A 26,415-nucleotide genomic window follows, 5' to 3' on the forward strand; every position below is an offset into this window, starting at 1 on the left:
CGTCAAATTGCGCCATTTTTTGGCCATGGACTTGACCGAGAGCCCTGTTCTCTCTGGGGCGTGCTCCGTGGTCATTCGCCTGCATAAGAATTCGTTAACCATGAAGGCGCACCGTGTCTCGGGCAGAGCTGTGTTTCGTGATCAGGCCCACTGATCCGTTGGCGGCTGCGTCCTCTCGTCGTGACCTCCGGGAAGCCAGCGGCGATGACCTGTCCGATATCCCGAGCATGGATGTGGATATGGCCACGCACCTGATCCTCGAGCGGACGGCGTTTCCGGTCGGCGTCGCGCCGTCGGCGCCGGTTGCGCTTGCCGAGGAGATCGCGGCCGAAGGCTCCGCCGCCTCCCGGGCCGGATTGGCCTCGGGGCTGATGCTGGCCCTGCGCTTCGTTCAGGCGCGCTTTCTCTCCGTCTGGGGCCTGCTTGCGGCCGCGGCCTTGTGCCCGGCGCAGGTTTTCGCCGATTTCGCGCTGTTTTCGGCGCTCGCCAATTTCATCTCGATCGCGACGCTGCTGCGTTTCGAGGCGGTGTTCTTCCAGAGCAGCGACCAGGACAGGCTGGCGCGGGCGTTCCGGCTGGCGCTTGCGGCAGGGGGGACCTTCCTCACTGTGGCCGCGCTGGCCATCGCCGTGGCGGGCGCGGCCGGCTGGGTGGTCGCGACCTATGGGGCCTTGTTCCTGGTCTCGCTCGCCGGGCGGGCGGTGATCCGGCTGGTCTCCTCGGAGGCGACAGCGGAGGGGGATTTCGCCGCGATCGGCAACAGCAATGTCGTCCAGGCGCTGGTCCAGCCCGGCATGATGGTCCTGCTGATCTGGCCGCTGGGCGCGACCTCGGTCGCGCTATTCGCAGCCGACGCGATCGGCCATGTCGTCTCGGCGTGCTATCTGGTCTGGCGCCGGCGCGCGGCGCTGGCAGGTCTGGTGCGGCGCGCGGCCTGGTCGCGGCTCGAGCTGAGCGAATCGGCGAGCCGCTGGCGCACCGCGCCGCGTTTCCTGCTACCCTCCGCGCTGCTCTCCTTCGGCTTCATGGTGGCGCCGCTGCTCGCCTTGCCCTATGCGAGCAACCCGTTGCTGGCGGCCCATGTCGCGCTGGCGATGCGCCTGCTCGAGGTGCCGACCCAGATGTTCTCCGCGGTCTCGGTGCCGCTCGTGCTGTCGAGCCTGCGTGCGCGCGCCGCCGAGAGCCGGCAATCCTGGGTCCGTTTCGTGACGCTTGGCCTGATGGCCGCGGCGGCGGCGCTGTTTGCCGCTATCGCGCTCGTCGCCATGGGCGCCGATGCGGTGCTGCTGGACGGCACGCAATGGGAAGGCGTCGGCGAGACCGTTGCGATCATGGCGCTGTTCTATGGTGGCATCGCGCTGGTCACGCCCTTGCACGAGATCGCCTCGCTCTCGCGCTATCCGCGCCGCCAGGTCCTCACCAACGCGGTCGCGCTCCTGACTGCGGGGCTCGTCATGGCCTGGTTCGGCACCTTGTCGCTGGCGCTGCTCGGGGCGATCGGCCTGGTCTCGCTGGCGCGGATGCTGGCGCATGTCCAGTTCGCCTGGACGCGCTTCGGCGTGGACGGGTTTGCCGTCGCACGGGGATGATCGCTTCCAGGAGTTGAGAGCATTGCTCCTCGCGGAAAAAGCAGTACCTGCCTTTTTTCGCAAGTGGTCTATCTTCTTGTTTTATCGCATTTTCTTCACGCGAACCGGTGTCCACTTCGCTCGAAAATGCTCCAGGCGTTCTATTCCCGCCGGATCAGCCTGTCGGCGATCAGCGAGGACAGGAAGCCCGGCTTGAATTCGCGCTCCAGCCGCTCGGGGTCGTAGTCTTTCGCGACCCAGTCGAGGAAGGGCGTGCCCTTGGCGTGGCCCTCGCGGCGATAGGTCTCAAAGAAAGCGTCGAGAATCCCGGTCTTGGCGAAGCGGAAATGACCGTAGCGCAGCGAAAGCTGGCGGGTTGCCTCCTCGAGCGGCCGCTCCTCATGGATCAGCAGATAAAGCGCCGCGAAGAAGCCGGCGCGGTCGGCGCCCGATTTACAGTGCACCAGCGCGGGCTCCGTCAGCCCAGCGAAGAAAGCCTTGGCGCCCAGGATGGTTTCGCGTTCGGGCGCGCCGCGCGAGCGCAGGACGAAGTCGACGAGGGTGATCCCGTGGCGCTCGCAGGCCTCGCGCTGCAATGGCCAGGAGCCGTGCTCGCGCCCGCCGCGCAGATTGACGATGGTCTTGACGCCTTCGCGGGCGAATTTCGCGATCTGGCCCGGCGCGGGCTGGGCCGCGCGCCAGAGCTGTGGCGTGACGCGATGGGCGTTGAGATAGGCGAGCCGGAAGATGCCGTGATCGACCAGCAGCATATTGGCCCAGGCGCGCAGGCGGTCGGCCTTGCCGCCGATCGGCCGGTCCCAGCGCGCGATGCGGGCCATGCGGCGCGCATAGCGGTCCTCGTCGGGGCGCAGGCGGTTCAGCAAGGACGGGTCTCGCGGGAGCTGGTCTGATCCAAGGTCATAGCGCGCCCGATACCAGTGCCGGGCGCGCGGTGCAAATTTGCGGATCCGCAGCGACATGCGGTTCGGCTGCGGATCGCCGCGAGCGAGCCTTGGGCGCATCGGGCGCAGCGGCAGTTGCGCCTTGATTTTGCATCGGCCTGTTCCGAAAACTGGTTCCCACTTTTTCGCATCCTGATCTAGGGATGGGGCGATGGTCACACCCTCCCCCACGCGATCGATCACCGAGGTGACGCTGACCCGTCCGGCCGTCGAGGCGCTGGCGGCGGAAGGGCGCGCGCTGCTCGTCGGTTGCGACATCGAGGGCGCCGATCTCGCTGGCCTCAGCCTGGCCGGCTGGGCGTTTGAGCGCTGCCTGCTGCGCCGGACCAGCTTCAAGGGCGCTCGCCTCGAAGGCTCGCGCTGGTCGGGCTGTCGGGGCGCTTTCGCCGATTTCAGCGGCAGCACCCTGACCGAAGCGGTCTTTCAAGCTGGCGACTTCAACAATGCGAGCTTTCGGCGCTCGCTGCTGGCCTCCGCGGTTTTCCGGAGCTGCAAGCTGACGGGAGCGGATCTGTCCGAGGCCAAGACATTGGGCGCGAGCTTCGAGGAGACGCTGCTGGTTGCCGCGAAGCTGCCGGGTTTCTCCTTCCGGAAGATGCGGCTGCAGCGGCTCGATTTCAGCCAGGCCGATCTCAGGAAAGCCGATTTTCGCGAAGCGGTTCTGGAGGATTGCAGCCTGCGCGACGCCAACCTGACCGGCGCCCGTTTTGAGGGGGCCGATCTGCGCGGCGCGGATCTCGGCGGCTTGCGGCTCGGCGATGCCGCCTTGTTCCGGGGCGCGACGATTTCACGGCAGCAGGCCGGGCAGATGCTGGCCGAACTCGGCCTCAAGGTGAGCTGAGCCGGGCCCGGCTTTTAATCTTAACTTGGACTTTTGCGTCCAAACCCGCATAAGACCCGCCAGTTTCCATCTCCACAGGTCAAGACTTATGCGCCTCGACGCCATTTCCATCGGCAAGAATCCTCCCGACGAAGTCAATGTCGTCATCGAAGTGGCGATCGGCGGGGAGCCGATCAAATACGAGATGGACAAGGAGGCCGGCACGCTCTTTGTCGACCGCTTCCTCTATACGCCGATGCGCTATCCCGGGAATTACGGCTTCATCCCGCATACATTGTCCGAGGATGGCGATCCTTGCGACGTGCTGGTCGCCAACACCCGTCCGCTGATCCCCGGCTCCTACATCGCCGTGCGGCCGATCGGCGTGATGATGATGGAGGACGAGGGCGGCGGCGACGAGAAGATCATCGCCGTGCCGGTGCCCAAGCTGACCAAGCGCTATGAGAACGTGCACAACTACACCGATCTGCCGAAGATCACGCTCGACCAGATCCAGCACTTCTTCGAGCACTACAAGGATCTCGAGCCCGGCAAATGGGTGAAGCTCACCGGCTGGGGCGACGCCGCCAAGGCCAAGCAGCTCATCCTCGAGGCGATGGATCGCGCCAAGGCGGCGAAGAAGGGCTGAACCCTTCTCCCCACCTGAACCCTTCTCCCCACCAAGATAGGGCTTGCCCGATCTTGGCAAAGCTCATGCCCATGTCGGAAACATCCGACATCGGTGGGAGAAGGGGCTCGCATACCGCTCATCCTCGGAACCACCGCGTCATCCTGGACAAGCGGTGAAGCCGCGCAGATCCGGGATCCACCGTAGAGTGCAGTTCCCTACGATGGATCCCGGGACGACCTGCGGTCGCCCAGGATGACGGCGTGTTTGCGAGCATACACAGCAGGCTTTAAGCCCCGATCGCCTCACCCAGCGCCACCACGCGCTTGGCCATCTCGGCATGCAGTCGCTCAACCATGCGGCCCTCGAGCTGGATCGCGCCCTTGTCGGTGTTCTCCGGCTGGTCGAAGGCGGCGATGATCGCCCTCGCCCGCGAGAGCTCGGCGTCGTCGGGCGCGAAGACCGCGTTGGCGGTCGCGACCTGCCCGGGGTGGATCAGCGTCTTGCCGTCGAAGCCGAGATCGCGGCCCTGCTCGCATTCCGCCGTGAAGCCGGCCTCGTCCTTGAGGTCGTTATAGACGCCGTCGACGATGTCGATGCCATAGGCGCGGGCGGCGAGGATCGCCGTCGTCAGCCAGGGCAGCATCGGCGCGCGGCCGGGCACGAAGCGGGCGCGTGTCTCCTTGGCGAGGTCGTTGGTGCCCATCACGAAACAGGCCAGCCGCGTCCGGCGGTCCTGCACCGCGCGTGCGATGCGTTCGGCGTCGAGGATGGCGAGCGGCGTCTCGATCATCGCCCAGATTCGGATCTCGGGGGCGGCCCAGAGACCGTCGAGCAAGGTGCCGACCTGCTGCAAGGTTTCGGGCGAGGAGACTTTCGGGATCAGGATGGCGTCGGGCCTGGCCTCTGCGGCGGCGGCGAGGTCGGCTGCGAACCAGGGCGTGTCGAGGCCGTTGGTGCGGATCACGAGCTCGCGCCGGCCATAGCCGCCGGCCTTCACGGCGGCACAGACCTGGGCGCGGGCGGTCTCTTTGGCATCGGGCGCGACGGCGTCCTCAAGGTCGAGGATCAGGGCGTCGGCGGCGATCTCGCGGGCCTTCTCGAGCGCGCGGGCGTTGGAGCCGGGCATGTAGAGGACGCTGCGGCGGGGGCGGATTGTGGTCATGGCAATCTCTCAAATCTAACGCGGGACTCACGCGAAAGGCCGGTTATCGCTGTTTCGCATCCAGCTCGGGCGGCATCGCTGCCGCTCTTCGCTGCACTGCACACTAGACGCGACGCACATGCAACGTCAGTTCTGCAAAAGGCGGATGCGGGAGGGCGCGCGGATGGCGTGGATCGCGGGGGTGGATGGCTGCAGGGCGGGCTGGATTGCGGCGCTTGTCGATACTGCCGCCCAAGAGCCGCCCTCGCTGCGCGTGGTCCCGAAGCTGGCCGATCTGCTTGCCAGCGAAAACCCGCCGGCGATCCTGGCCGTGGACATGCCGATTGGGCTGCCGGACCGGGTTTCCGGCGTGGGGCGTGGGCCCGAGCGCCTGGTCAGGCCGCTCCTGGGCGAGCGGCAATCCTCGGTGTTCTCGATCCCGGCGCGGTCCGCCGTCTATTGCGCGGATTATCGCGAGGCCTGCCGGTTGGCGCTCGAAACCTCCGAGCCGCCGCGAAAGGTCTCCAAGCAGGGCTTCCATCTGTTTCCGAGGATCCGCGAGATCGACACCCTGCTCAGGACGGAGCCCACGCTTCGGGAGCGCATCTTCGAGGTCCATCCCGAGCTCGCCTTCCGCACCATGCGCGGCGCGGCGCTGACGCAGCCCAAGAAGATCAAGGGCGCGATCAATCCCCTTGGCATGGCCGAGCGCCGGGCGCTCCTGATCGCGGCAGGGCTGCCGGCTGCGATCGTCGAGGCCCGGCCGCCGAAAGGTGCCGCCGCCGATGACGCGCTCGACGCGCTTGCCGCTTTGGTCGTCGCCCAGCACATCCTGGCCGGGCGTGGAGCGCCCTTTCCCGATCCGCCGGGACGCGATAGCCATGGGCTTCCCATCGCGATCTGGACCTTTGCGCCCGAGCGCCTGCCTTCATAGGACACCGTCATGACCCAACGACCCGTGCCGCGCCCGATGATCGAGGCGGCTGCAGAACGCATTGCCGGCCATGCCCGCGTCACACCGGTGATGCGGCTCGGGGCCGGCGCTTTCGGCTCGCCGGCGGCGATCTCGCTGAAGCTCGAATGCCTGCAGCATGCCGGCTCGTTCAAGACGCGCGGCGCCTTCAACAACCTGCTCTCGCTGCCGGTGCCGGCGGCGGGCGTCGCTGCCGCCTCTGGCGGCAATCACGGGGCGGCGGTCGCCTATGCGGCGCGCGAGCGCGGCGTCAAGGCGACGATTTTTGTGCCCGAGATCTCGCCTGCCGCCAAGATCGAGGCGATTCGCCGCTTTGGCGCCGAGGTCGTCATCGGTGGCGCGCAATATGACGATGCGCAGGCAGCCTGCGATCGCTTCGTCGCGGAAACCGGCGCGCTCAAGATCCATCCCTTCGCGGCGAAGGAAACGGTCGCCGGCCAGGGCACGCTCGGGCGCGAATGGCAGCTCCAGGAGCCCGATCTCGACACCGTCCTGGTCGCGGTCGGCGGCGGCGGCTTGATTTCGGGCATCGCTGCCTGGTTCGCCGGGAGCAAGGTCAAGGTCGTGGGTGTCGAGCCCGCCGGCTCGCGTGCCTTGCAGGCGGCGCTGGAGGCGAAGGGGCCGGTCGAGGTCAACGTCGCCTCGGTCGCAGCCGATTCGTTGGGCGCGCGCAATGTCGGCCCGCTGGTCTATGAGATCTGCAAGGATACGGTCGACCATGTCGTGCTGGTGCCCGATGAGGCGATCACCCAGGCGCAGGGCACGCTCTGGCGCGATTTCCGGCTGGCGGTGGAGCCCGGTGGGGCGGCGGCGCTGGGCGCGCTGCTCTGTGGGGCCTACAAGCCTGCGCCGGGCGAGCGGCTCGGCGTGCTGGTCTGCGGGGCGAATGTCGATCTGGGGAAGCTAGCTGGGCTTGTCGGTTGATGAACAGGGCGCGGGGAACCCCTCTCCTGTAAGGAGAGGGGCAGGGGTGAGGTGTCGGTCCCTGGACCAGCCAAGCTCCAGTAGAAGTTGCGGTTGGGCTCCAGCTAACGGGTCAAACGGCCGACCCCTCACCCTGCCCTCTCCCTTCGGGAGAGGGTTCCCCGCACCTCATTGTTCTTCGTTGGGACTCGCCAGGGACTGGACGGCTCGCCATGCGGCAGCGCACACTCCGCCAAGCCCATTCAAGCGTGAGCCCCATGTCAGAGCCCGTCGCGAAAACCAATCCCGGCCGCTTCTTCGAGGATTTCAACCTCGGCGAGACCATCGTGCATGCAACGCCGCGCACGGTTACAACAGGCGACGTCTCGCTCTACACGGCGCTTTACGGCCCGCGTTTCGCGGTGCAATCCTCTGACGCCTTCGCCAAGGCGCTGGGCTATCCTGCCGCTCCGATCGACGATCTGCTCGTCTTCCACATCGTCTTCGGCAAGACGGTGCCCGACATCTCGCTGAACGCGATCGCCAATCTCGGCTATGCCGATGGGCGCTTCCTGAGGCCGGTCTTTCCCGGCGACACGCTCTCGACCACCTCGGAGGTGATCGGGCTGAAGCAGACCTCGGCCGGCGACGCCGGCATCGTCTATGTCCGCTCCATCGGCCGCAACCAGAGGGCCGAAATCGTGCTGAGCTATGCGCGCTGGGTCTTGGTGCGTAAGCGCCAGCCGGGCACGCCGGCTCATGCCGAGCAGGTGCCGGAGCTGCCCAAGGCGGTGTTGCCGGAGGAGCTCGGCCAGGGCTGCCCGGCGATCGAGCTTACGGCCTATGACGACGCGCTGGCGGGCTCGCCCTTCCGCTGGGGCGCTTATGCGGCCGGCGAGCAGATCGACCATGTCGACGGCGTGACGGTGGAGGAGGCCGAGCACCAGATCGCGACCAGGCTCTACCAGAATACCGCGAAGGTGCATTTCGACGCCTATGGCGCGCGCGAGAGCCGCTTCGGCAAGCGATTGATCTATGGCGGCCATGTCATCAGCCTGGCGCGGGCCCTGTCCTTCAACGGCCTGGGCAACGCCTTCCACATCGCTGCGATCAATGGCGGGCGTCATGTCTCGCCGCTCTTCGCTGGAGACACGGTCTTCGCCTGGAGCCAGGTGCTGGAAGCCGCCGAATTGCCCGGGCGCAGCGATGTCGGCGCGCTCCGGCTGCGTTTGATCGCGACGAAGAACCGGCCCTGCGGCGAGTTTCCGCTCAAGCATGGCGACCAGTATGATGACGGCATCATCCTCGATTTCGATTATTGGGCGCTGCTGCCGCGCTGAGGCCCGCATCAATGCGGGCATCCCGGGCGTAGGCTTTACGGCCCGCCGCAATGAGAGCTAGGCGTGTCGCGGCGCGTCGCGACGAACAAAAAGTTACAGATTTCGATTTCTGTAACTTCGTATCCCGCATGCCGCATTGCAGCGCGGGACCGGTTTCGTTACAGAGCCAATCACTCTAGAACGATCCCAAATGGATAAACGCCCGCTGATGGGCGGCAGAGTCGGAGAGTGAATTTGGCCGAGGTCAAACAGGCGGCGCGCCCGCTTTCGCCGCATCTGCAGATTTACCGCTGGTCCTGGACCATGGCGATGTCGATCGCGCATCGCGTCACCGGCTGTGCGCTCTATGCCGGCACCGTGCTGATCGCGGCCTGGTTGGTCGCCGCCGCTTCGGGGCCTGCCGCCTTCGAGACCGCCCAATGGATTGCGGGTTCGATCCTCGGACGGCTGGTGCTGTTCGGCTATTCCTTCGCGCTGCTGCACCACATGGTCGGGGGCCTCAGGCATTTCGTCTGGGACATGGGCTATGGCTATGAGCCGCAGACCCGGATGAACATGGCGAAATACAGCGTTGTCGTTTCGGGCGGGCTCACTCTGCTCGTCTGGATCCTCGCCTACGCCCTGCGCTGAGGAGCATCACCATGCAGTCCAACTCCTCCATGCGTACGCCGCTCGGCCGCGTTCGCGGTCTGGGTTCCGCCAAATCCGGCACCGGGCATTTCTGGCTCCAGCGCGTCACCGCGGTGGCCAATGTCGTGCTGACGGTGATCTTCCTCGGCATCGTGATCTCGCTCTTCGGCAAGCCCTATCCGGCTGCGATGGCGACGCTGTCGCATCCGCTCGTCGCGATCCTGATGCTGCTCTTCGTCGTCTCGGGCGTGGTGCATATGCGGATCGGCATGCAGGTCGTCATCGAGGATTACATCCATGGCGAGGGCCTCAAGATCGCCGCCGTGATGGCCAACACCTTCTTCGCGATCGCGATCGGCGCCGCTTGCGTCTTCGCGGTGCTGAAGCTCTCGTTTGGAGGCTGATCCGATGGCGATCACCAGAGCCCGTTCAACCGCGACCTATGCCGGTCAGGCCTATCCGATCACCGACCACACCTTCGACGTCGTCGTGGTGGGCGCCGGCGGCGCCGGCCTTCGCGCCACCGTCGGCTGCTCGCAGGCCGGCCTGCGCACGGCCTGCATCTCAAAAGTGTTCCCGACGCGCTCGCACACCGTCGCGGCTCAGGGCGGCGTCGCCGCCTCGCTCGGCAATATGGGCAAGGACACCTGGCAGTGGCACATGTACGACACCGTCAAGGGGTCGGACTGGCTCGGCGACCAGGACGCCATCGAATATCTCGTGCGCAATGCGCCGGCCGCCGTCTATGAGCTCGAGCATTGGGGCGTCCCGTTCTCGCGCACCGAGAGCGGCAAGATCTATCAGCGGCCTTTCGGCGGCATGACCACCGAATTCGGCGAGGGCCCGCCGGCCCAGCGCACCTGCGCCGCCGCCGACCGCACCGGCCACGCCATGCTGCACACGCTTTATGGCCAGGCGCTGCGCTACAACACCGAGTTCTTCATCGAATATTTCGCCATCGACCTGATCATGGACGAGGACGGCCATTGCCGGGGCGTGATCGCGCTGAAGCTCGATGACGGCACGATCCATCGCTTCCGCTCGCAGCAGACGATCCTGGCGACGGGCGGCTATGGCCGCGCCTATTTCTCGGCAACCTCGGCCCATACCTGCACCGGCGACGGCGGCGGCATGGTGCTGCGCGCCGGCCTGCCGCTGCAGGACATGGAGTTCGTGCAGTTCCACCCGACCGGCATCTATGGCGCGGGCTGCCTGATCACCGAGGGCGCGCGCGGCGAGGGCGGCTACCTGACCAATTCCGAGGGCGAGCGCTTCATGGAGCGCTATGCACCTAGCGCCAAGGACCTCGCCTCGCGCGACGTCGTCTCACGCTCGATGACCATGGAGATCCGTGGCGGGCGCGGCGTGGGCAAGAACAAGGACCACATCTACCTGCATCTCGACCATCTCGACCCGAAGATCCTGCATGAGCGCCTGCCGGGCATTTCCGAGAGCGCCAAGATCTTCGCGGGCGTGGATGTGACGCGCGAGCCGATCCCGGTTCTGCCGACGGTGCATTACAACATGGGCGGCATCCCGACGAACTTCCACGGCGAGGTTCTGACCAAGGTCGACGGCAATCCCGATACGGTGGTGCCGGGCCTGATGGCGATCGGCGAGGCGGCCTGCGTCTCCGTGCACGGCGCCAACCGTCTTGGCTCCAACTCGCTGATCGACCTCGTCGTCTTCGGCCGCGCCGCGGGCCTGCGCTGCGCCGAAACCGTGACGGCTGGCGAGAAGCAGCCGGAATTGCCGAAGAACTCGGCCGATCTCGCGCTGATCCGCCTGGACAAGTACCGCAACGCCTCGGGCGGCACCTCGACCGCCGAACTGCGCGGGCGCATGCAGAAGACCATGCAGGACAACTGCGCGGTCTACCGCACCGGCGAGACGCTGGAAGAGGGCCACAAGCTGATCCATGAGGTCTGGGGCGGCATCACCGACATCGCCACCACCGACCGTTCGCTGATCTGGAATTCCGACCTCGTCGAGACGCTGGAATTCGACAATCTGATCACTCAGGCGGTCGTCACCATGGATTCGGCGCTGAACCGTCCGGAAAGCCGCGGCGCACATGCCCGCGAGGATTATCCGAACCGCGACGACAAGGACTGGATGAAGCACACCCTGTCCTGGATCGACGACGAGAAGCGCTCCGTCACGCTCGACGACCGCCCGGTGCACACCTACACGCTCTCGAACGACATCGAGTACATCAAGCCCAAGGCGCGGGTGTATTGAGCCGCCTCGAAGCGATCCGCGATGTTGAAGTTTGCCCTCTTCCTGCTGGCGGGCGGCGCCTATGTCTTCGCCGCGCCGTTGCTTTTCGTACCGAGCGCGCTCGGTGGCGATGTCAGCAATTACGGGGTGGGATTGCAGGCGATGGGCCGTGTCGCCGGCGACCTGGTGACGTCCTTCGGCAAGTCGGGCTCGCTCGCAACGTGGGTGGCGGATATCTTTTCGTTGAACTTCGCCTCCAATCCGCTTGCCCGCAGCGCCAGCCGGCACGGAGCGAGCATCGACTATCGGGCTTTCATCTTCGGCGGAGCGATGCTGCTGGCGCTGCTGATGTTTCTGGTCGGAGCCTTTTTCGGCGTGATGCCGTTATGGCTTGCCTTCCTGCTGCTGGCGCTCAGCGGGGGTGGTGTCATGCTGCTGACGCTACCCGCGGTGTTGGCTCGGCTCTCGCCCGCACAGTCGCCCCAGGAACTCGCCTTCGGTGCGGTGATCGCGCTGATCGGCACCAGTTTTGTCACCGGCTTCGCCAGCGTAAAACTCGCCCGCGCGATATGAGGCACTGAAATCCTATGGCCGAATTCAATCTTCCCCAAAATTCCCGCCTGACCGAGGGCAAGGCCTGGCCGAAGCCGGCCGGGGCCGCGAAGCTGACCGAGTTCAAGGTCTATCGCTGGAACCCCGACACCGGCGAGAACCCGCGCACCGACACCTATTTCGTCGACCGCGAGGATTGCGGGCCGATGGTTCTGGACGCGCTGATCTGGATCAAGTCCAAGATCGACCCGACGCTGACCTTCCGGCGCTCCTGCCGCGAGGGCATCTGCGGCTCCTGCGCCATGAACATGGACGGCAAGAACGGCCTCGCCTGCACCACCGGCATCGATGAATGCGCCGGGCATGGCAAGAGCGCGGGCAAGGTCGCGATCTACCCGCTGCCGCATATGCCCGTGATCAAGGACCTCGTCCCTGACCTGACCCGCTTCTACGCCCAGCACGCCTCGATCGAGCCCTGGCTCAAGACGACGACGCCGGCGCCGGAGAAGGAGTGGAAGCAGGCCAAGGACGACCGCGAGAAGCTCGACGGGCTCTATGAGTGCATCCTCTGCGCCTGCTGCTCGACCTCCTGCCCGAGCTATTGGTGGAATGGCGACCGCTATCTTGGCCCCGCCGCCCTGCTGCAGGCCTATCGCTGGCTGATCGACTCGCGCGACGAATCGACCGGCGAGCGCCTCGACAATCTCGAAGACCCCTTCCGGCTCTATCGCTGCCACACCATCATGAACTGCGCCAATGCCTGCCCGAAGGGCCTGAACCCGGCCAAGGCGATTGCGGAAGTGAAGAAGATGATGGTGGCGCGCCAGGTCTGAGCCGGCGCGAATGCTACTGGCGCGGCCGTCTGACGCGACGGCCTGCGCTTCCGGTGCTCACGTACCGATGTACGCTCCGCTCCGGTTCTCGGCCGCCACGCCAGCCGACTCACGCCAGCGCATTCGCGCTCGCCTCAGCCGCGGGCGTCATTTTGATGTTGGAGCCGACATTCCCGTCATTGCGAGCGCAGCGAAGCAATCCAGAAGGGCTCGCTCGACGGTTCCTGGATTGCTTCGCTGCGCTCGCAATGACGATCAGCGAATATACCGCCCCGGCGCAAACGGCTTGGGATCCGCCGGCGGCGTCTCGCTGCAGATCAGGGCGGCTATGATCTCGCCCGTGATCGGTCCGGTGGAGAAGCCGATATGCTGGTTGCCGAAGGCGAGCCAGAGGCCGGGATGGCGCGGCGCTTCGCCGATCATCGGCAGTGAATCCGGCAGCGTCGGCCGGCAGCCGCGCCAGGTCTCGCCGACGACCTCCTCAAACGGAAAAGCCTCGCGGGCGCTCGCGGTCGCCTGGTCGATCTGGCGGTGATTGTCGGGCGCGTCGCGCAGGCTGAGATCGACGCCGCTGGTGACGCGGTAGCCCTGCTCCATCGGCGCCATGAAATAGGCTCCATCGACATCAAAGACCGGCCGCGACAGGGCGGCGCCCGCCTCGGGCCGCAGATGGCGGTGATAGCCGCGCTCGACATCGAGCCTGGGGTTCAGCCCAAGCGGTGCGAGCAGGTCGCCGCTCCAGGGCCCGAGCGCGACGATGGCGAGGGCGGCCTCATAGGCTCCCTTGTCGGTCTCGACCTGCCAACCATCGCTCTTGCGCGTGAGCGCGCGGATCTCGGCCTGCTCGATCCTGCCGCCGCGCTGCGCGAAGAGCGCGGCATAGGCGGCGGTCACGGCGCCGGGCGAATCGACCGAAGCGTTGGAGGGGGTCAAGAGCCCGGCCGGGAAGATCGGCTTCAGCGCGGGCTCCAGCGCCGAGATGCCCTGGCGGTCGAGCACCTCCGAGGCGATGCCGTGTTGCTTGAGGAAATCCTGCTCGGCCAAGGCCGCGGCGTGGCCGTCCTCGCCGCGCCAGAGTTTCAGCGTGCCGGTCTCGCGCAGGCGGTGCGAGACGCCCGCCGCCGCCATCAATTCGCGATGGCGGGTGACAGTGCTCGCCGTCAGCGAATCCAAGGCGGCGATGCGGGCGGCGGCCTGCGAGGGCCTGGATTCCCAGAGGAAGCGCAGGAGCCAGCCGGGCCGTGTCAGCGCGCGGCGCCAGTCGAGATTGAGCGCCGGATGGCTGTTACCGAGATAGCTCGCCAGCTTCGACCAGAGGCCGGGATTGTTGAGCGGCACGATCGAGGAGCGCGCCAGCACCCCGGCATTGCCGTAGGAGGTCTCCTGGCCGGGCGCGCGCCGGTCGAGCAGCGTCACGGTGAAGCCACGCTTCTGCAAGGCGAGCGCGCAGGAGACGCCGACCATGCCGGCGCCGAGGACGATGACATTCCGATTCATGACAGGTTTGGCGCCGTCTCTGCTGGCTGTTTCAGCCAATGGTCGAGGAAGCCGTCGAGCCAGGCCCGGATGGCGGGGTCGTACTGATACCAGCCTTCGAGATGCAGATGGCGCAATTGTGCGCCGGGCATCAGCGTGCGCTCATGGCCGCGGATCGACCAGCGGCACATCATCGCCGGGGTGACCTCGGGGTGGAACTGGATGCCGTAGACCTTGCTCCCGGCCCGGATCGCCTGCACCGGGAAATCGCCGCCGGTGGCGAGGCATTCCGCCCCGCTGGGACAATCGAAGCCGTCGCGGTGCCATTGATAGACGGTTCCAGGCCAGGCAAAGCCGGCCTCATTCGCATGGCAGCGCCCGGCCGGCGTCTGGTCGAGCCGGTAATAGCCTACTTCGGCGCGACCCTCGCCATGGGTATAGACCCTGGCCCCGAGATGGCGCGCCATCATCTGGGCGCCAAGGCAGATGCCGAGGAAGGGCGCATCTTCCTTCAGGCAGGTGCCGATCCAGTCGATCTCGGTCTTGACGAAATCGTCGGAATCATTGGCCCCCATCGGCCCGCCAAAAATCACCGCGCCGGCATGGTCGCGCATCGTTTGCGGCAGCGGGTCGCCATAGCGCGGCTTGCGGATGTCGAGCGCATGGCCGCGCGCCTGCAGCAGGCGGCCGACGCGACCGGGCGTCGAATGCTCCTGATGCAGCACGATGAGGACCGGTTTGGGAGCCGGCAGGGTGCGTCGGGCTGCGAGCGGCGAGCGTGTGGGGCGGGCGGCACGGAAACGAAGGGACTGATCGTTCATCGCGAGGTTTTCGGTCGCTGGCGCGCGGTCAGGGAAGGAAGATATGCGCATCGCCATGCCATATCCGGAGAATGCGGTTCCAATCGGGACGAGGCAAGCAAATTGTAAGCCATGCCTGGCATGGGCATGGCTGGTATGCGGCAGTGGCGATCAGGGCATGACGCGGGCCCTTTCCAGCCGCCAATGTAAATGGGCTTGACATTGCGGGTGCCGTTAGGCAAATGAGAATGAACGTTCATTCTCATTTGATCGACATACCGTGACATCAATCGCTGCCCCACCGCCGATTGACGCTCTCTCGGAGCGCCATATCCGTATTCTCGACGCTGCCGAGAGCGTTTTTGCGCGCGCGGGCTTCCATGCCGCGACGATGCATGACGTTGCGGCCGAAGCCGGGATGAGCCCGGGCAATCTCTACCGTTACTTCGTATCCAAGGACGCGATCATCGCCGGCATGGCCGAGCGCGACCGAGCCCAGATCGCGGCCGACTTCACTCAGCTCGACCCGGCCAAGGGTGCGGTGCTCGACCAGCTCGAGGCGCTCGGCCGGCGCCATATGACCGAGAAGCCGCGCGAAAAGGCGGTCATCGCCCTGCAGATCTGGGCCGAGGCCGCGCGCAATCCGGCAATGGCCAGCATGTGCGCCGATATCGACGAGACGGTGATCGGCGGGCTCGTCGCCGCCATCACTGGGGCCAAGGCGAGCGGCGAATTGCCAGCCAATCTCGACGATGCCCGTTTCCTGCAGGCGATCTTCATGATGGCCGACGGCTTCTTCTGCCGGCGCGCCGTCGATCCGCAATTCGATGCTGCTGCGGGGGCGGAGACCCTGTTTGCCGCCATGCGCGGCCTGGCGCAGGTGCTGCTGCTGCCCGAGCCGGACGAGGCCCGGCCATGACTGCCATCTCCGCCATGATCAAACCCGTTTCCGCTGCGAAAGTCCGCCCGATGTCCCGTCTTCTCTCCGTTTCGCTGCTGGCGCTCGCTCTCGGCTGGGCTGCGCCGCTGCAGGCACAGGCACAGACTTCGGCCCAGCCGGCGCCTGGCGCCGGACCGTCCGTCACGATCACCAAGGCGAAGATCAGCGAGATCGTGCAGAGCGTCGTCGTGTCCGGCTCGATGATCGCGCGCGACGAGGTCCTGGTCTCGCCGGAACTCGACGGCGTGCAGGTCGTCGAGCTGGTGGCCGAGGAAGGCGACAAGGTCGCGGCCGGCCAGGTTCTGGCGCGCCTGTCGCGGACGACGCTGGAGGTGCAGAAGGCCCAGAACGACGCGCAGATCGCGCGCGCCGAGGCGGCGATCGCCCAGTCCAATGCGCAGATCGTCGAGGCCGAGGCCAATCTCGTCCAGGCCCGCAACGCCTTCGACCGCACCAAGACCCTGCGCGAGAGCGGCAATGCCAGCAACGAGACTTATGACCAGCGCGACGCGGCCGCCCGTTCGGCCAGCGCGCGGTTGAACTCGTCCCGGCAGGCGCTGGCGATCTCGACAGCCGATCTCGCGCTGGCGAAGGCTCAGGGGCGCGACATCGAGGTCAAGCTGGGCCGCACCGAGATCAGGGCGCCGACGGCGGGCCTCATCAGCAAGCGCTATGCAAGGCTCGGCGCGATGGTGGCGATGGCCGCGGCCGACCCGCTGTTCCGCATCATCGCCGATGGTGCGATCGAGCTTCAGGCGGATGTCGCCGAGGTCGAATTGCCGGGCCTCAAGCTTGGCCAGCCTGTCGCGGTGACGCCGGCGGGCGCAAGCGTGGCGCTGGCGGGCGAAATCCGGCTGATCGCGCCCGAGGTCGACAAGCAGTCGCGGCTCGGCCGCGTGCGCGTCGCGCTCAAGGGCAATCCGCCCGTCGCGATCGGCTCCTTTGCACGCGGCTTGATCGAGACCGGCCGCAAGAACGCGGTGACGCTGCCTCTGTCGGCGATCACCTATGCCCGCTCGGGCGCGACGGTGCAGAGCGTCAGCGACGGCAAGGTGACGACCAAGAAGGTCCAGCTCGGCCTGGCCGGCGATGGCCGCGCCGAGATCGTCTCCGGCATTGCTGAGGGCGAGAGCGTCGTGGCCCGGGCCGGCACCTTCGTGCGTGACGGCGACGTCATCACGCCGGTCGCGACGAACTGACGGAGACGATCGTGGACATCAATTTCTCCGCCTGGTCGATCCGAAAGCCGGTTCCCGCGATCCTGCTCTTCGTCGTGCTCTGCGTGCTCGGGCTGCTTTCCTTCTCGAAGCTGCCGGTGACGCGCTTTCCCAATATCGACGTGCCGCTGGTCTCGGTCACGGTGACCCAGTCGGGCGCCGCGCCTGCCGAGCTGGAGAGCCAGGTCAGCAAGCGCGTCGAGGACGCGGTCGCCAACATCACCGGCGTCAAGCATGTGATGTCGACGCTGACCGACGGCTCCTCGGTTTCGGTGATCGAGTTCCGGCTCGAAACCAACACCGACCGCGCCGTCAACGACGTCAAGGACGCCATCGCCAAGATCAGGGCGGATCTGCCGCGCACCATCGATGAGCCGATCATCCAGCGCATCGATGTCGAGGGCCAGTCGATCATGACCTTCGGCGCGTCTTCGCCGGGCATGACGCTGGAGCAGATCTCCTGGCATGTCGACGATGTCGTCGCGCGCGAATTGCAGGGCCTCAAGGGCGTCGGCCGGATCGACCGCTTCGGCGGCGTCGATCGCGAGATTCGCATCTCGCTCGATCCCGACCGCTTGCTGGCGCTGGGCACCACGGCAGGCGAGGTCAACCGCCAGATCCGCGCCACCAATGTCGATCTCGCCGGCGGGCGCGGCGAGGTCGGCGGGCAAGAGCAGGCGATCCGCACGCTCGCCAGCGCGCGCACGGTGGCGGAGCTCGCCGAATCCAAGATCACGCTGACCGGCGGCCGCGAGGTGCGCTTGAAGGAGCTTGGCCGCGTCGAGGATTCGAATTCCGAGCCGCGCTCCTTCGGCCGGCTCGACAAGGTCCCGGTCGTCTCCTTCGCGGTGTTCCGCTCGAAGGGTTCGAGCGAATTATCGGTCAAGGATGTCGTCGCGGCGCGCATCGCCGAGCTCAACAAGCGCTACCCAGACATCGTGATCAAGCCGATCGACGACGCTGTCGCCTATACCTACGGCAACTACAAGGCGGCGATGGAGACGCTGATCGAGGGCGCGGCGCTGGCCGTGCTCGTCGTCTTCCTGTTCCTGCGCAACTGGCGCGCCACGCTGATCACGGCGATCGCGCTGCCGCTCTCGGCCATCCCGACCTTCTGGGCGATGGAGCTGATGGGCTTTTCGCTCAACCTCGTCAGCCTGCTCGGCATCACGCTGGTCACCGGCATCCTGGTCGATGACGCCATCGTCGAGATCGAGAACATCGTCCGGCATATGAAGATGGGCAAATCGCCCTATCGCGCCGCGATGGAGGCTGCCGACGAGATCGGGCTCGCCGTCATCGCGATCACGCTGACGATCGTGGCGATCTTCGCACCGGTCTCCTTCATGGGCGGCGTGGCCGGCCAGTATTTCCGCCAGTTCGGCCTCACCGTCGCGGTCGCGGTGCTGTTTTCGCTGCTGGTCGCGCGGCTGATCACGCCGATGATGGCGGCCTATCTGATGAAGCCGGTGAAGCATGCCGACGCCAAGGACGGCGTCGTGATGGGGGCCTATGTCGGCCTGCTGCGCGGCACGCTGGCGCGGCGCGAAATCCCGCTATTGCCGCGCTTCGACGGTTCTGGCCGGTGGCGCAAGCTGCCGCTCAACATGGCCTATGTCACGCTGCTGATCGGCTTCGGCTTCCTCTTCGCCTCGATCCAGGCGACGTCGCTGCTGCCGACCGGTTTCATTCCCGATGAGGACACCTCGCGTGTCGTAGCCTCGGTCGAACTGCCGCCGGGCTCGACGCTGGAGGATACCCGCGTCGCGACCGATCTGATCGTCGATCGCCTGCGCACGATCCCCGAGGTAACGCAGGTCTTCGTGCTCGGCGGCTCCTCGCCGACCGGCCAGCGCGAGGTCCGCCGCGCCGCGGTGACGATCAAGCTCCTGCCCAAGGCCGAGCGCAAGGCGCGCCAGAAGGATCTCAAGGTCGTCATCGCCCAGAAGCTCGCCGGCGTGCCCGACACCCGCGCCTGGTATGTCAATGAGCGCGGCGAGCGTGAGATGGCCTTCTCGATCCTGTCCAAGGACGGGGCGGCGTTGGATGAGGCGGTGGCGCGGATCGAAAGCCGCATGCGCAAGATCGACGGCTATCTCAATGTCGCGACTTCGGGCTCGCTCAGCCGGCCGGAACTGCGCGTCACGCCCAAGCTCGAACAGGCCGCAAATCTCGGCGTCACCCCGGAATCGATTTCGGAGGCGGTGCGCGTCGCCACCATCGGCGATGTCGGGGCCAATCTCGCCAAGTTCAACGCCGGCGACCGATTGGTGCCGATCCGCGTCCAGCTCGACGAGGCGGCCCGCGCCGATATCCGCAACATCGCGGCCCTGCGCGTCACCAATGGCAATGGCGTCTCGATCCCGCTGACGGCGGTGGCCGAGATCGGCTTCGGCGAGGGGCCGAGCTCGATCGACCGCTATGACCGCGTCCGCCGGGCCGCGATCGGCGCCGATCTCAAGCGCGGCTTCGAGCTCGGCACGGCGCAGGACACCTTCCTGCAGATCGTCAAGGAGGTCGGCCTGCCCGCGGGCGTGCGCATCGCCACGACCGGCGACGCCGAGATCCAGGGCGAGGTGGTGCAGGGCTTCATCACCGCGATGACAACCGGCCTGATGCTGGTGCTGGCGGTGCTGATCCTGCTCTTCGGCTCGGTCTTCCAGCCGATCACGATCCTGCTCTCGCTGCCGCTTTCCTTCGGCGGCGTCGTCATCGCCCTGCTTGCCACCGACAAGCCGGTCTCGATGCCGGTCTATATCGGCCTGCTCATGCTGATGGGCATCGTCACCAAGAACGCGATCATGCTGGTCGATTTCGCGGTCGAGGAGATGGCGCGCGGCAAGGACCGACGCACCGCTCTGCTCGAGGCCGGCCGCAAGCGCGCCCGGCCGATCGTGATGACGACGATCGCGATGGCGGCGGGCATGATGCCCTCGGCCTATGGCGTCGGCGACGGCGGCGAATTCCGCGCGCCGATGGCGATCGCGGTGATCGGCGGCCTGATCGTCTCGACCGTGCTCTCGCTCGTCTTCGTTCCGTCCTTCTACGCGGTGATGGACGACCTCTCGCGCCTGACCGCTTGGATCTTCGGCCGTTTCTTCAGCAAGCCCGAGGATGAGAGCGCCTGGGAGACGATCGACGAGCACGCTACGCCGGGCGAAGCGAGCGCCAGGGCGATGGCCAAGCTGCCGCCGCCGCGGCTGGCGGCGGAGTAAGGGGCGCCGGACCTCGCGGCCAACGCCCTGTGTTGCCCTGGCTCGGAACCACGCCGTCATCCTGGGCTTCGCGCAGCGAAGTCCCGGGATCCATCGTAGAGTTCCAGAGCCCTTCGATGGATCCCGGAGCTGCGCCGCTTACGCGGCTTGTCCAGGATGACGCGTGGTTCCGAGAATAAGATTGCCCGCCCTATAGCGTCGGCGAAATGGAGGGCGACGGCCCGCTGGAGGGCGCCGGCGGCGGCTGGTTCCGGCGATTGAGCATCTCGCCGCGCGAGCGGATGATCTGCGCCATGACGACATCCTGAACGCGCTGCTCGGCGGCGCGGCGGACGGCTTCCCTGTCCGTCGGGCGGGCGCCGTCGAGCTCGATGATCTCGATGGTCGCCTGCACCAGCGCATCGACATCCGCCTTGCAGAAGATCATCGCGGCCTTGGCGACGACCTCGGCCTTCTCGTCGGTCAGCAGCATCGGGCCGCCTTCCCGCCCGATGCAGGCCAGCGCCCTGGCGCGGATCAGATCGCGAGTCTTTTCGAGAACCGCCTTCTTCTCCGCCCTAGCCTGCGCATCGGCCTCCGCTGGCCGGGGCGCGGTCTGGCCAGGTGAGGAGCTGACCGGCCCGCGAATGCTGGCGCTCTGGCGGGCGCATTCGACCAGCGCGGGCAACATCTCCGCGGTCGAGGTCAGGGCGAAGGCCAGGCGCCGGTCGTTTGCGACCAGCTCCAGATAGCCACCATGGCGAAAGGCGTTGATCAATTGCGAATCCGCCGGCATCGCGATCGTCATCAGGACCGGCGTCTTGACGTCCGCGGTGACGTCGATGCGCGAGGTGCGATCGAAGACGAGCTGCAGCGCCAGTCTCTCGCCCGGCTTGAGCTTCCAATTGGCGTGCGAGAACCCGATCAGCCATTTGAAGTCGGCCGTGATCGAGGTGAGCATGCGCGTGCCGTTCTTGTAGGCGGCATTCACGGCGCAATGCGAGAAGGCGCCTGTCGCGTCGTTGGTGAAGGCGCCGCCCGACCAGTTTCCGACGACGACCTTGCCATAGGGCCCTGCAGCCTGCGCCATCGGCGCAAGCAGCAGGGTCGAAGCCAGGAGAACTCCACGCATCATGCTCGCCTCGGCGGGTAGGGGCTGCAAGGATGAAGGCTGGCGCGGCTTATCGCAATCCCGGGATGTGGCGAATGTGGGGGGCGGGCGAGTGCGGAGGTGGCGGCGGAGTGAGGGATAAGATAGGCGGTGGGACAATTCGCGGTCTCACAGCCTCAAGCAAAGCCCTTTCGTGAAAACTCAAGCCATAGATGATCCGATACTCAGTTGGTGCTATTGACCGAACGGATACCGTTCGCCAACACTGCTTTCATTAACAAGATTTGTGAGAAGTATTGAAGTGCCCGTAAGTCTCTTGATAAACGATCCTCTAACTCAGCTCGCCTTTTCGGTTTACGAAAGTAAGGGCGTCTTTGCCGTCTTGCTTGGCTCGGGGCTCTCACGCTCAGCGGGAATTCCGACCGGCTGGGAAATTACGCTCGATCTTGTCCGCCGAGTCGCTCTGACACAAGGCGTCGAGGAACAACCTGATTGGGCGGCCTGGTATCGGGAAAAGACCGGTGAGGAGCCGAGCTACTCTGGCCTTCTTGAGGAGCTGGCTTCCTCGCCGGAGGAGCGCCGCTCTATCCTGCATAGCTATATCGAGCCGACTGAAGAGGACAGGCAGGAAGGCCGGAAAGTTCCGACAGCGGCGCATCATGCGATCGCTGATCTCGTGCGCGGCGGCTATATCCGCGTGATAGTCACGACGAACTTCGACCGTTTGATGGAGAATGCGCTACGCGAGCGGGGCATCGAACCGACAATTGTTTCTTCTGTCGACGCGCTTGCCGGCGCGGAGCCGCTTACCCACAGCGCCTGCTACATTCTGAAGCTTCACGGAGATTACAAAGACGCCCGAATTCTCAATACAGAGGCGGAGCTAAGTGGCTATCCCGCACAGTACGACACGCTGCTCGACCGGATCTTCGACGAGCACGGGCTGATCGTTGCTGGCTGGTCAGGGGAATGGGACCATGCTCTTCGGGCAGCCTTCCTCCGCGCCCCTAACCGCCGCTACTCGGTGTTCTGGGCCGCACGCGGGAATCTCGGAAGCGGTGCTCAGGAGCTTCTGGAGCATCGGCAAGCGCGACTTATTCCGATCACCGACGCCGACAGATTCTTCGCGGCATTAAAGGTGCGTGTTGAGACCCTTGAGCAAAGTCAGCGCCCGAACCCGCTTAGTATCGAGTTGCTCGTCAACAGCACGAAGCGTTTCCTAGCAAAACCAGAATACCGGATTCAGCTTGACGAGCTATTCACTCAGGAAACGGACCGCCTGATCGCGCAGCTCGATGGCGCAGAATTTGCCCTGCAATCCCAATGGGACCAAGCTGCCTTTAGGGCTCGTGTCCGGAAGTACGAAGCTGCGTCCGAGGCGCTTGCCACTATGTGTGGCGTGCTCGGCAGGTGGGGAGATGGAAGCGAGCTACCGCTCGTATTCGACATGATCCGGAGTCTTCACGCGCAGGCGGAAAGAATCGGCAACGGCCTCACCGTCTATCTCAATATCCGCTCCTACCCAGCCGTTCTTGTCTTCACAGCGTACGGGTTGGGCCTAACGCGTGCCGGCCGTTGGGAGGTACTTCACCAGCTTTTCGACTTCGCCGTTGACCGGCTGCATAGGGAACCTGTCCGCGCGATCGAAACTCTGTTCTTGTGGGCGTGGAAGGGTACAGAAAACGATGCTTGGAAGCAGATTGAGGGCTTGGAGCAACGCAAGACGCCGCTGAGCGACCATCTTCTCAGTTTACTGTCTGAATGGAGCAAGCGCTTTGCTGGGCTGACACCTGATTTCGAACTGATGTTCGAGCGCTTTGAGATGCTTGGCTCACTCGCTCACTTAGAGCGGAATGACAAGGCGACTGTTCAGCAGGCATTGGCGGGCAGCGCGCACAACAGCTGGGCATTTATGCCAGTCGGCCGTGCCGGCTGGCATAGTTCCAATGCCGATAAGCTGTTTGCAGAGATACAGACAGAGCCGATGAAAACGTCGCTTATCCGAGCAGGCTTCGCCAAAGGCGACCCTGAGTTCATCGACCTATTTATTCAGAATTTTCAGCGTATTGCCGGGCGAATGCGATGGTGATTGTGTCCATCCGGAAACCTGCGCTCAGGCCATCATTCAGAGTTAATTGTAGCTCGATCTGAGCCCGACGGAAGTACTAATTCTATAGCGCCGAATCTCCCAAAGAGGACTTCGTATTTGGGGGGCAGGCCTTGGCCGCGTGTCGATATCGAGGTCTCGATTGTAGCCGGGTTGGCCGCCATCCGACTTCGTGCGCGGTTCTCGTGCCGGTTCCGTCGATCGCGTGGGCTTAGCCTGTAGGCCCGCTACGGCATGGCGCGATGCTGCAGATGCCTAGATTCGGGTAGAATTGGGCCATTCGCTCTCCGCCTTCGTCGAGGCGCTTGCGGCGCAAAGCGCCTCGATTGAAGGCCTCTCCCGTCATGCTCGCCCTTGTGGCGAGCATCCACGTCTTGCGACGCTGATGGTGGTGGGAGCGCTTTCGAGAGCTGTGCCCGGTCGGGTCGAAGGAAGACGTGGATGGTCGGGACAAGCCCGACCATGACGCGAATGGCGCAGAAAACCCTTCTCCCGCGAGGGGATAAGGGAAGAGGCGGCGTGGCAGTAGTGAATGACCGCGCGCCCAGACCACCGCGGGACGCATTCCCCCCTTTCGCCACGGCTCTCGTTCTCCCAGCGAAGATGTCCTAGGCTCCCGTCACCTGTCCGGCAGCTGGAAGCACCACGATGACGACGTTGACCGCTCCGATCTCCGAGGCTCCGCTGGACGAGGGGTTCCGGCCGCACACCTCGCATTGGGGCGTGTTCTCGGCGCGGATGAAGGATGGCGAGCTGGAGGTCAGGCCCCATGCCGGCGATCCCGATCCCAACGAGATCATCCAGAATTTTCCGGGCGCGCTGCGCCACCGCGCCCGCATCGCGCAGCCGATGGTGCGCCGGGGCTGGCTGGAGAACGGGCCGGGACCCGATGAGCGCCGCGGCCGCGACGAGTATGTGCCGATGTCGTGGAGCGCCGTGCTCGACAAGCTCGCGGGCGAACTCAGGCGGGTGCGCGACGATTTCGGCCCGGGCGCGATCTTCGGCGGATCCTATGGCTGGTCCAGCGCCGGGCGCTTCCACCATGCGCAAAGCCAGGTCCATCGGTTCCTCAACACCTCGACCGGCGGCTATGTGAAATCGGTCAATAGCTACTCCTCGGGCGCCTCCTCCGTCCTCGTGCCGCATATCATCGGCGACTACGAGGATCTGGTGAAGCGCAACGTCTCCTGGGAGCAGATCGCCGAGCACAGCGAGATCGTGCTCGCCTTTGGCGGCATGGCGCTGAAGAACAGCATGGTCACCGGCGGCGGCAGCAGCAAGCATGTCGAGCGCGGCGCGATGCAGCGCGCCCATCAGCGCGGCTGCGACTTCGTGCTGGTCGGTCCCCTGCGCGGCGATCTGCCGGAGGAAGCCGGCGCCGAATGGCTCTCCAGCATCCCGGGTACCGACACGGCGCTGATGATGGCGCTGGTCCACAGCCTCGTCGTCGCCGGGCTGCACGACCGCGATTTCCTGGAGCGCTACACCGTCGGCTGGCCGGTCTTCGAGCGCTATTTGCTGGGGGAGACCGACGGGCAGCCCAAGGATGCCGCCTGGGCAGCCGCGATCACCGGCGTGCCGGCGCAGGCGATCACGGCGCTGGCCAGGCGGCTGCACGGCAAACGCGCGCTGGTCGTGGTGGCGCATGCGCTGCAGCGGGCCGAGCATGGCGAGCAGCCGGTCTGGATGGGCATGGTGCTGGCGGCCGCGCTCGGCCAGATCGGCCTGCCGGGCGGCGGCTATGGCTATGCGCTGGGTGCGATCGGCTATTACGGCCGGCGCTACAACGCCGTGCCGATGCCGACCCTGCCGCAGGGGCGCAACGCCGTCACCGACTTCATTCCGGTGGCGCGCATCTCGGACATGCTGCTGAACCCCGGCACGAGCTACCGCTATAACGGCCAGACCCGGACCTATCCTGGGATCAAGCTGGTCTACTGGGCCGGCGGCAATCCGTTTCACCATCACCAGGACCTGAACCGGCTGAAGCAGGCTTTCGCCAGGCTCGACACGCTCGTCGTCCACGAGCTGGCCTGGACGGCGACGGCCCGCCACGCCGACATCGTCCTGCCCTGCACGATGACGCTGGAGCGCGAGGACATCGGCGGCAATGCCAACGATCCGCTGCTCGTGCCGATGCGGCCCGTGATCGCCCCCTATGGCGAGGCGCGCGACGACTACGCGATCTTCGCCGATCTCGCCGAGCGGCTGGGCACGGCACAGGCCTTCACCGAGGGCCGTACGGTCCGGCAATGGCTCGAGCATCTCTATGAGCCGACGCGGGCCGCGCTCGCCGAGGCTGGCCTGCCGGCGCCGAGCTTTGCCGAGTTCCAGGCGAGCGAGGGCTACGACATGCCCCAGCAGGACGATGATGGCGGGCGCCTGCGGGCTTTTCGCACCGACCCGGCCGCGCATCCCTTGCCGACGCCGAGCGGCAAGCTGGAGATCTTCTCGCAGACGATCGCGAGCTTCGGCGAGGCGGACTGCCCCGGCCATCCGACCTGGCTGGGGGAGACCAATGTGCCCGACGCGGCCTCGCCCTTCGTCCTCGTCGCCAACCAGCCGCGCACGCGGCTGCACAGCCAGTTCGACTTCGGCGGCCACAGCAGCGGGGCCAAGCATCGCGGCCGCGAGGTCGCGCGCATGCATCCCGCGGACGCGGCCGAGCGCGGCATCGCTGATGGCGACATCATCCGCATCTTCAACGAGCGCGGCGCCTGCCTGGCCGGCGTCCATGTCACCGACGGCATCCGCCAGGGCGTGGTCCAGCTACCGACCGGCGCCTGGTACGATCCTGTCGACCCCGAGGAGGACAAGCCGCTCTGCGTCCACGGCAATCCCAACGTCCTGACCCGGGATGTCGGCACCTCGGCGCTGGCGCAGGGCTGCACGGGACAATTGACCACCGTCCAGGTCGAGCGCTTCGACGGCAACCTGCCGCCGATCCAGGCCTATGACCCGCCGGTTCGGAAGGCTTCTTGAGCAGCTGAGCGGCGA

Annotated in this window: 21 protein-coding genes; 16 read left to right on the plus strand and 5 right to left on the minus strand. The window is 66.0% G+C overall.

The window, feature by feature from the left end; all coding sequences use genetic code 11:
• The first annotated feature begins 239 nt into the window (after positions 1 to 239).
• Entirely contained in the window at positions 240 to 1,589 is a 1,350-nt protein-coding gene (locus J2Y55_RS22235) for a hypothetical protein (protein ID WP_310158085.1), read from the plus strand.
• Between the two features lie 140 nt (positions 1,590 to 1,729).
• Here the strand turns inward: J2Y55_RS22235 and J2Y55_RS22240 are convergent, their stop codons facing one another.
• Entirely contained in the window at positions 1,730 to 2,452 is a 723-nt protein-coding gene (locus tag J2Y55_RS22240; protein WP_310158087.1) for a fused DSP-PTPase phosphatase/NAD kinase-like protein, read from the minus strand.
• 229 nt (positions 2,453 to 2,681) lie between these two features.
• Between J2Y55_RS22240 and J2Y55_RS22245 the strand changes: the two genes are divergently transcribed.
• A complete protein-coding gene (locus J2Y55_RS22245; protein ID WP_310158088.1) occupies positions 2,682 to 3,371 on the plus strand; it encodes a pentapeptide repeat-containing protein in 690 nt (229 codons plus the stop codon).
• 88 nt (positions 3,372 to 3,459) lie between these two features.
• Positions 3,460 to 3,999: an inorganic diphosphatase gene (gene ppa, locus J2Y55_RS22250; protein ID WP_310158089.1), complete on the plus strand. Its 540-nt coding sequence runs from the start codon at positions 3,460 to 3,462 to the stop codon at positions 3,997 to 3,999.
• A gap of 268 nt (positions 4,000 to 4,267) precedes the next feature.
• Here the strand turns inward: ppa and J2Y55_RS22255 are convergent, their stop codons facing one another.
• Positions 4,268 to 5,143, minus strand: coding sequence for an HpcH/HpaI aldolase/citrate lyase family protein (locus J2Y55_RS22255; RefSeq protein ID WP_310158090.1), 876 nt, complete (start codon positions 5,141 to 5,143; stop codon positions 4,268 to 4,270).
• Positions 5,144 to 5,306: 163 nt separating this feature from the next.
• Between J2Y55_RS22255 and J2Y55_RS22260 the strand changes: the two genes are divergently transcribed.
• From J2Y55_RS22260 to J2Y55_RS22295, 8 genes are all read left to right on the plus strand, one after another.
• Positions 5,307 to 6,056, plus strand: coding sequence for a DUF429 domain-containing protein (locus J2Y55_RS22260; RefSeq protein ID WP_310158091.1), 750 nt, complete (start codon positions 5,307 to 5,309; stop codon positions 6,054 to 6,056).
• A 9-nt stretch (positions 6,057 to 6,065) separates the two neighbouring features.
• Positions 6,066 to 7,019 carry a threonine/serine dehydratase gene (locus tag J2Y55_RS22265; RefSeq protein WP_310158092.1) on the plus strand — a complete coding sequence of 318 codons (954 nt, stop codon included), beginning with the start codon at positions 6,066 to 6,068 and terminating at the stop codon, positions 7,017 to 7,019.
• A 257-nt stretch (positions 7,020 to 7,276) separates the two neighbouring features.
• Positions 7,277 to 8,338, plus strand: a complete 1,062-nt coding sequence (locus tag J2Y55_RS22270) for a MaoC family dehydratase (protein WP_310158094.1) — start codon at positions 7,277 to 7,279, stop codon at positions 8,336 to 8,338.
• A 228-nt stretch (positions 8,339 to 8,566) separates the two neighbouring features.
• Positions 8,567 to 8,968: a succinate dehydrogenase, cytochrome b556 subunit gene (sdhC, locus tag J2Y55_RS22275; protein WP_404979006.1), complete on the plus strand. Its 402-nt coding sequence runs from the start codon at positions 8,567 to 8,569 to the stop codon at positions 8,966 to 8,968.
• Between the two features lie 11 nt (positions 8,969 to 8,979).
• On the plus strand, positions 8,980 to 9,372 hold the full coding sequence (sdhD, locus tag J2Y55_RS22280) for a succinate dehydrogenase, hydrophobic membrane anchor protein (protein WP_310158098.1): 393 nt from the start codon (positions 8,980 to 8,982) through the stop codon (positions 9,370 to 9,372).
• A gap of 4 nt (positions 9,373 to 9,376) precedes the next feature.
• Entirely contained in the window at positions 9,377 to 11,209 is a 1,833-nt protein-coding gene (gene sdhA, locus J2Y55_RS22285) for a succinate dehydrogenase flavoprotein subunit (RefSeq protein WP_310158099.1), read from the plus strand.
• A gap of 21 nt (positions 11,210 to 11,230) precedes the next feature.
• Positions 11,231 to 11,761, plus strand: coding sequence for a hypothetical protein (locus J2Y55_RS22290; RefSeq protein WP_310158100.1), 531 nt, complete (start codon positions 11,231 to 11,233; stop codon positions 11,759 to 11,761).
• A 14-nt stretch (positions 11,762 to 11,775) separates the two neighbouring features.
• Entirely contained in the window at positions 11,776 to 12,573 is a 798-nt protein-coding gene (locus tag J2Y55_RS22295) for a succinate dehydrogenase iron-sulfur subunit (protein ID WP_310158102.1), read from the plus strand.
• A 255-nt stretch (positions 12,574 to 12,828) separates the two neighbouring features.
• Here J2Y55_RS22295 and J2Y55_RS22300 read toward each other — a convergent pair whose 3' ends face one another.
• Positions 12,829 to 14,070, minus strand: coding sequence for an NAD(P)/FAD-dependent oxidoreductase (locus tag J2Y55_RS22300; protein ID WP_310158103.1), 1,242 nt, complete (start codon positions 14,068 to 14,070; stop codon positions 12,829 to 12,831).
• Positions 14,067 to 14,870, minus strand: a complete 804-nt coding sequence (locus J2Y55_RS22305; RefSeq protein ID WP_310158105.1) for a glutamine amidotransferase — start codon at positions 14,868 to 14,870, stop codon at positions 14,067 to 14,069. The genes J2Y55_RS22300 and J2Y55_RS22305 overlap by 4 nt, the downstream gene beginning before the upstream one ends.
• Positions 14,871 to 15,129: 259 nt before the next feature.
• On the opposite strand from J2Y55_RS22305, the gene J2Y55_RS22310 reads away from it, so the two are divergent.
• From J2Y55_RS22310 to J2Y55_RS22320, 3 genes are read left to right on the plus strand one after another with little or no spacing between them, the layout of a single operon-like run.
• Positions 15,130 to 15,768 carry a TetR/AcrR family transcriptional regulator gene (locus tag J2Y55_RS22310; RefSeq protein ID WP_310158107.1) on the plus strand — a complete coding sequence of 213 codons (639 nt, stop codon included), beginning with the start codon at positions 15,130 to 15,132 and terminating at the stop codon, positions 15,766 to 15,768.
• The gene (locus J2Y55_RS22315) at positions 15,765 to 16,988 is read left to right on the plus strand and encodes an efflux RND transporter periplasmic adaptor subunit (RefSeq protein ID WP_310158109.1); all 1,224 of its coding nucleotides are present in this window, start codon (positions 15,765 to 15,767) and stop codon (positions 16,986 to 16,988) included. The genes J2Y55_RS22310 and J2Y55_RS22315 overlap by 4 nt, the downstream gene beginning before the upstream one ends.
• Before the next feature lie 11 nt (positions 16,989 to 16,999).
• Positions 17,000 to 20,221, plus strand: a complete 3,222-nt coding sequence (locus tag J2Y55_RS22320; protein WP_310158111.1) for an efflux RND transporter permease subunit — start codon at positions 17,000 to 17,002, stop codon at positions 20,219 to 20,221.
• A 190-nt stretch (positions 20,222 to 20,411) separates the two neighbouring features.
• Here the strand turns inward: J2Y55_RS22320 and J2Y55_RS22325 are convergent, their stop codons facing one another.
• Positions 20,412 to 21,332, minus strand: a complete 921-nt coding sequence (locus J2Y55_RS22325; protein WP_310158112.1) for a hypothetical protein — start codon at positions 21,330 to 21,332, stop codon at positions 20,412 to 20,414.
• A 280-nt stretch (positions 21,333 to 21,612) separates the two neighbouring features.
• On the opposite strand from J2Y55_RS22325, the gene J2Y55_RS22330 reads away from it, so the two are divergent.
• A complete protein-coding gene (locus J2Y55_RS22330; protein WP_310158114.1) occupies positions 21,613 to 23,400 on the plus strand; it encodes an SIR2 family protein in 1,788 nt (595 codons plus the stop codon).
• Between the two features lie 666 nt (positions 23,401 to 24,066).
• Positions 24,067 to 26,400, plus strand: coding sequence for a molybdopterin guanine dinucleotide-containing S/N-oxide reductase (locus J2Y55_RS22335; RefSeq protein WP_310158116.1), 2,334 nt, complete (start codon positions 24,067 to 24,069; stop codon positions 26,398 to 26,400).
• Positions 26,401 to 26,415 lie beyond the last annotated feature (15 nt).

It is taken from the genome of Allobosea sp. BE125 (assembly GCF_031456075.1).
Taxonomy (GTDB): domain Bacteria; phylum Pseudomonadota; class Alphaproteobacteria; order Rhizobiales; family Beijerinckiaceae; genus Allobosea.

Coding starts and splice junctions, on each gene's coding strand:
- J2Y55_RS22235 (WP_310158085.1), top strand. CDS start 240: ATGGCCACGCACCTGATCCTCGAGCGGACGGCGTTTCCGGTCGGCGTC.
- J2Y55_RS22245 (WP_310158088.1), top strand. CDS start 2,682: ATGGTCACACCCTCCCCCACGCGATCGATCACCGAGGTGACGCTGACC.
- ppa (WP_310158089.1), top strand. CDS start 3,460: ATGCGCCTCGACGCCATTTCCATCGGCAAGAATCCTCCCGACGAAGTC.
- J2Y55_RS22255 (WP_310158090.1), bottom strand. CDS start 5,143: ATGACCACAATCCGCCCCCGCCGCAGCGTCCTCTACATGCCCGGCTCC.
- J2Y55_RS22260 (WP_310158091.1), top strand. CDS start 5,307: ATGGCGTGGATCGCGGGGGTGGATGGCTGCAGGGCGGGCTGGATTGCG.
- J2Y55_RS22265 (WP_310158092.1), top strand. CDS start 6,066: ATGACCCAACGACCCGTGCCGCGCCCGATGATCGAGGCGGCTGCAGAA.
- J2Y55_RS22270 (WP_310158094.1), top strand. CDS start 7,277: ATGTCAGAGCCCGTCGCGAAAACCAATCCCGGCCGCTTCTTCGAGGAT.
- sdhD (WP_310158098.1), top strand. CDS start 8,980: ATGCAGTCCAACTCCTCCATGCGTACGCCGCTCGGCCGCGTTCGCGGT.
- sdhA (WP_310158099.1), top strand. CDS start 9,377: ATGGCGATCACCAGAGCCCGTTCAACCGCGACCTATGCCGGTCAGGCC.
- J2Y55_RS22290 (WP_310158100.1), top strand. CDS start 11,231: ATGTTGAAGTTTGCCCTCTTCCTGCTGGCGGGCGGCGCCTATGTCTTC.
- J2Y55_RS22295 (WP_310158102.1), top strand. CDS start 11,776: ATGGCCGAATTCAATCTTCCCCAAAATTCCCGCCTGACCGAGGGCAAG.
- J2Y55_RS22300 (WP_310158103.1), bottom strand. CDS start 14,070: ATGAATCGGAATGTCATCGTCCTCGGCGCCGGCATGGTCGGCGTCTCC.
- J2Y55_RS22305 (WP_310158105.1), bottom strand. CDS start 14,870: ATGAACGATCAGTCCCTTCGTTTCCGTGCCGCCCGCCCCACACGCTCG.
- J2Y55_RS22315 (WP_310158109.1), top strand. CDS start 15,765: ATGACTGCCATCTCCGCCATGATCAAACCCGTTTCCGCTGCGAAAGTC.
- J2Y55_RS22325 (WP_310158112.1), bottom strand. CDS start 21,332: ATGCGTGGAGTTCTCCTGGCTTCGACCCTGCTGCTTGCGCCGATGGCG.
- J2Y55_RS22335 (WP_310158116.1), top strand. CDS start 24,067: ATGACGACGTTGACCGCTCCGATCTCCGAGGCTCCGCTGGACGAGGGG.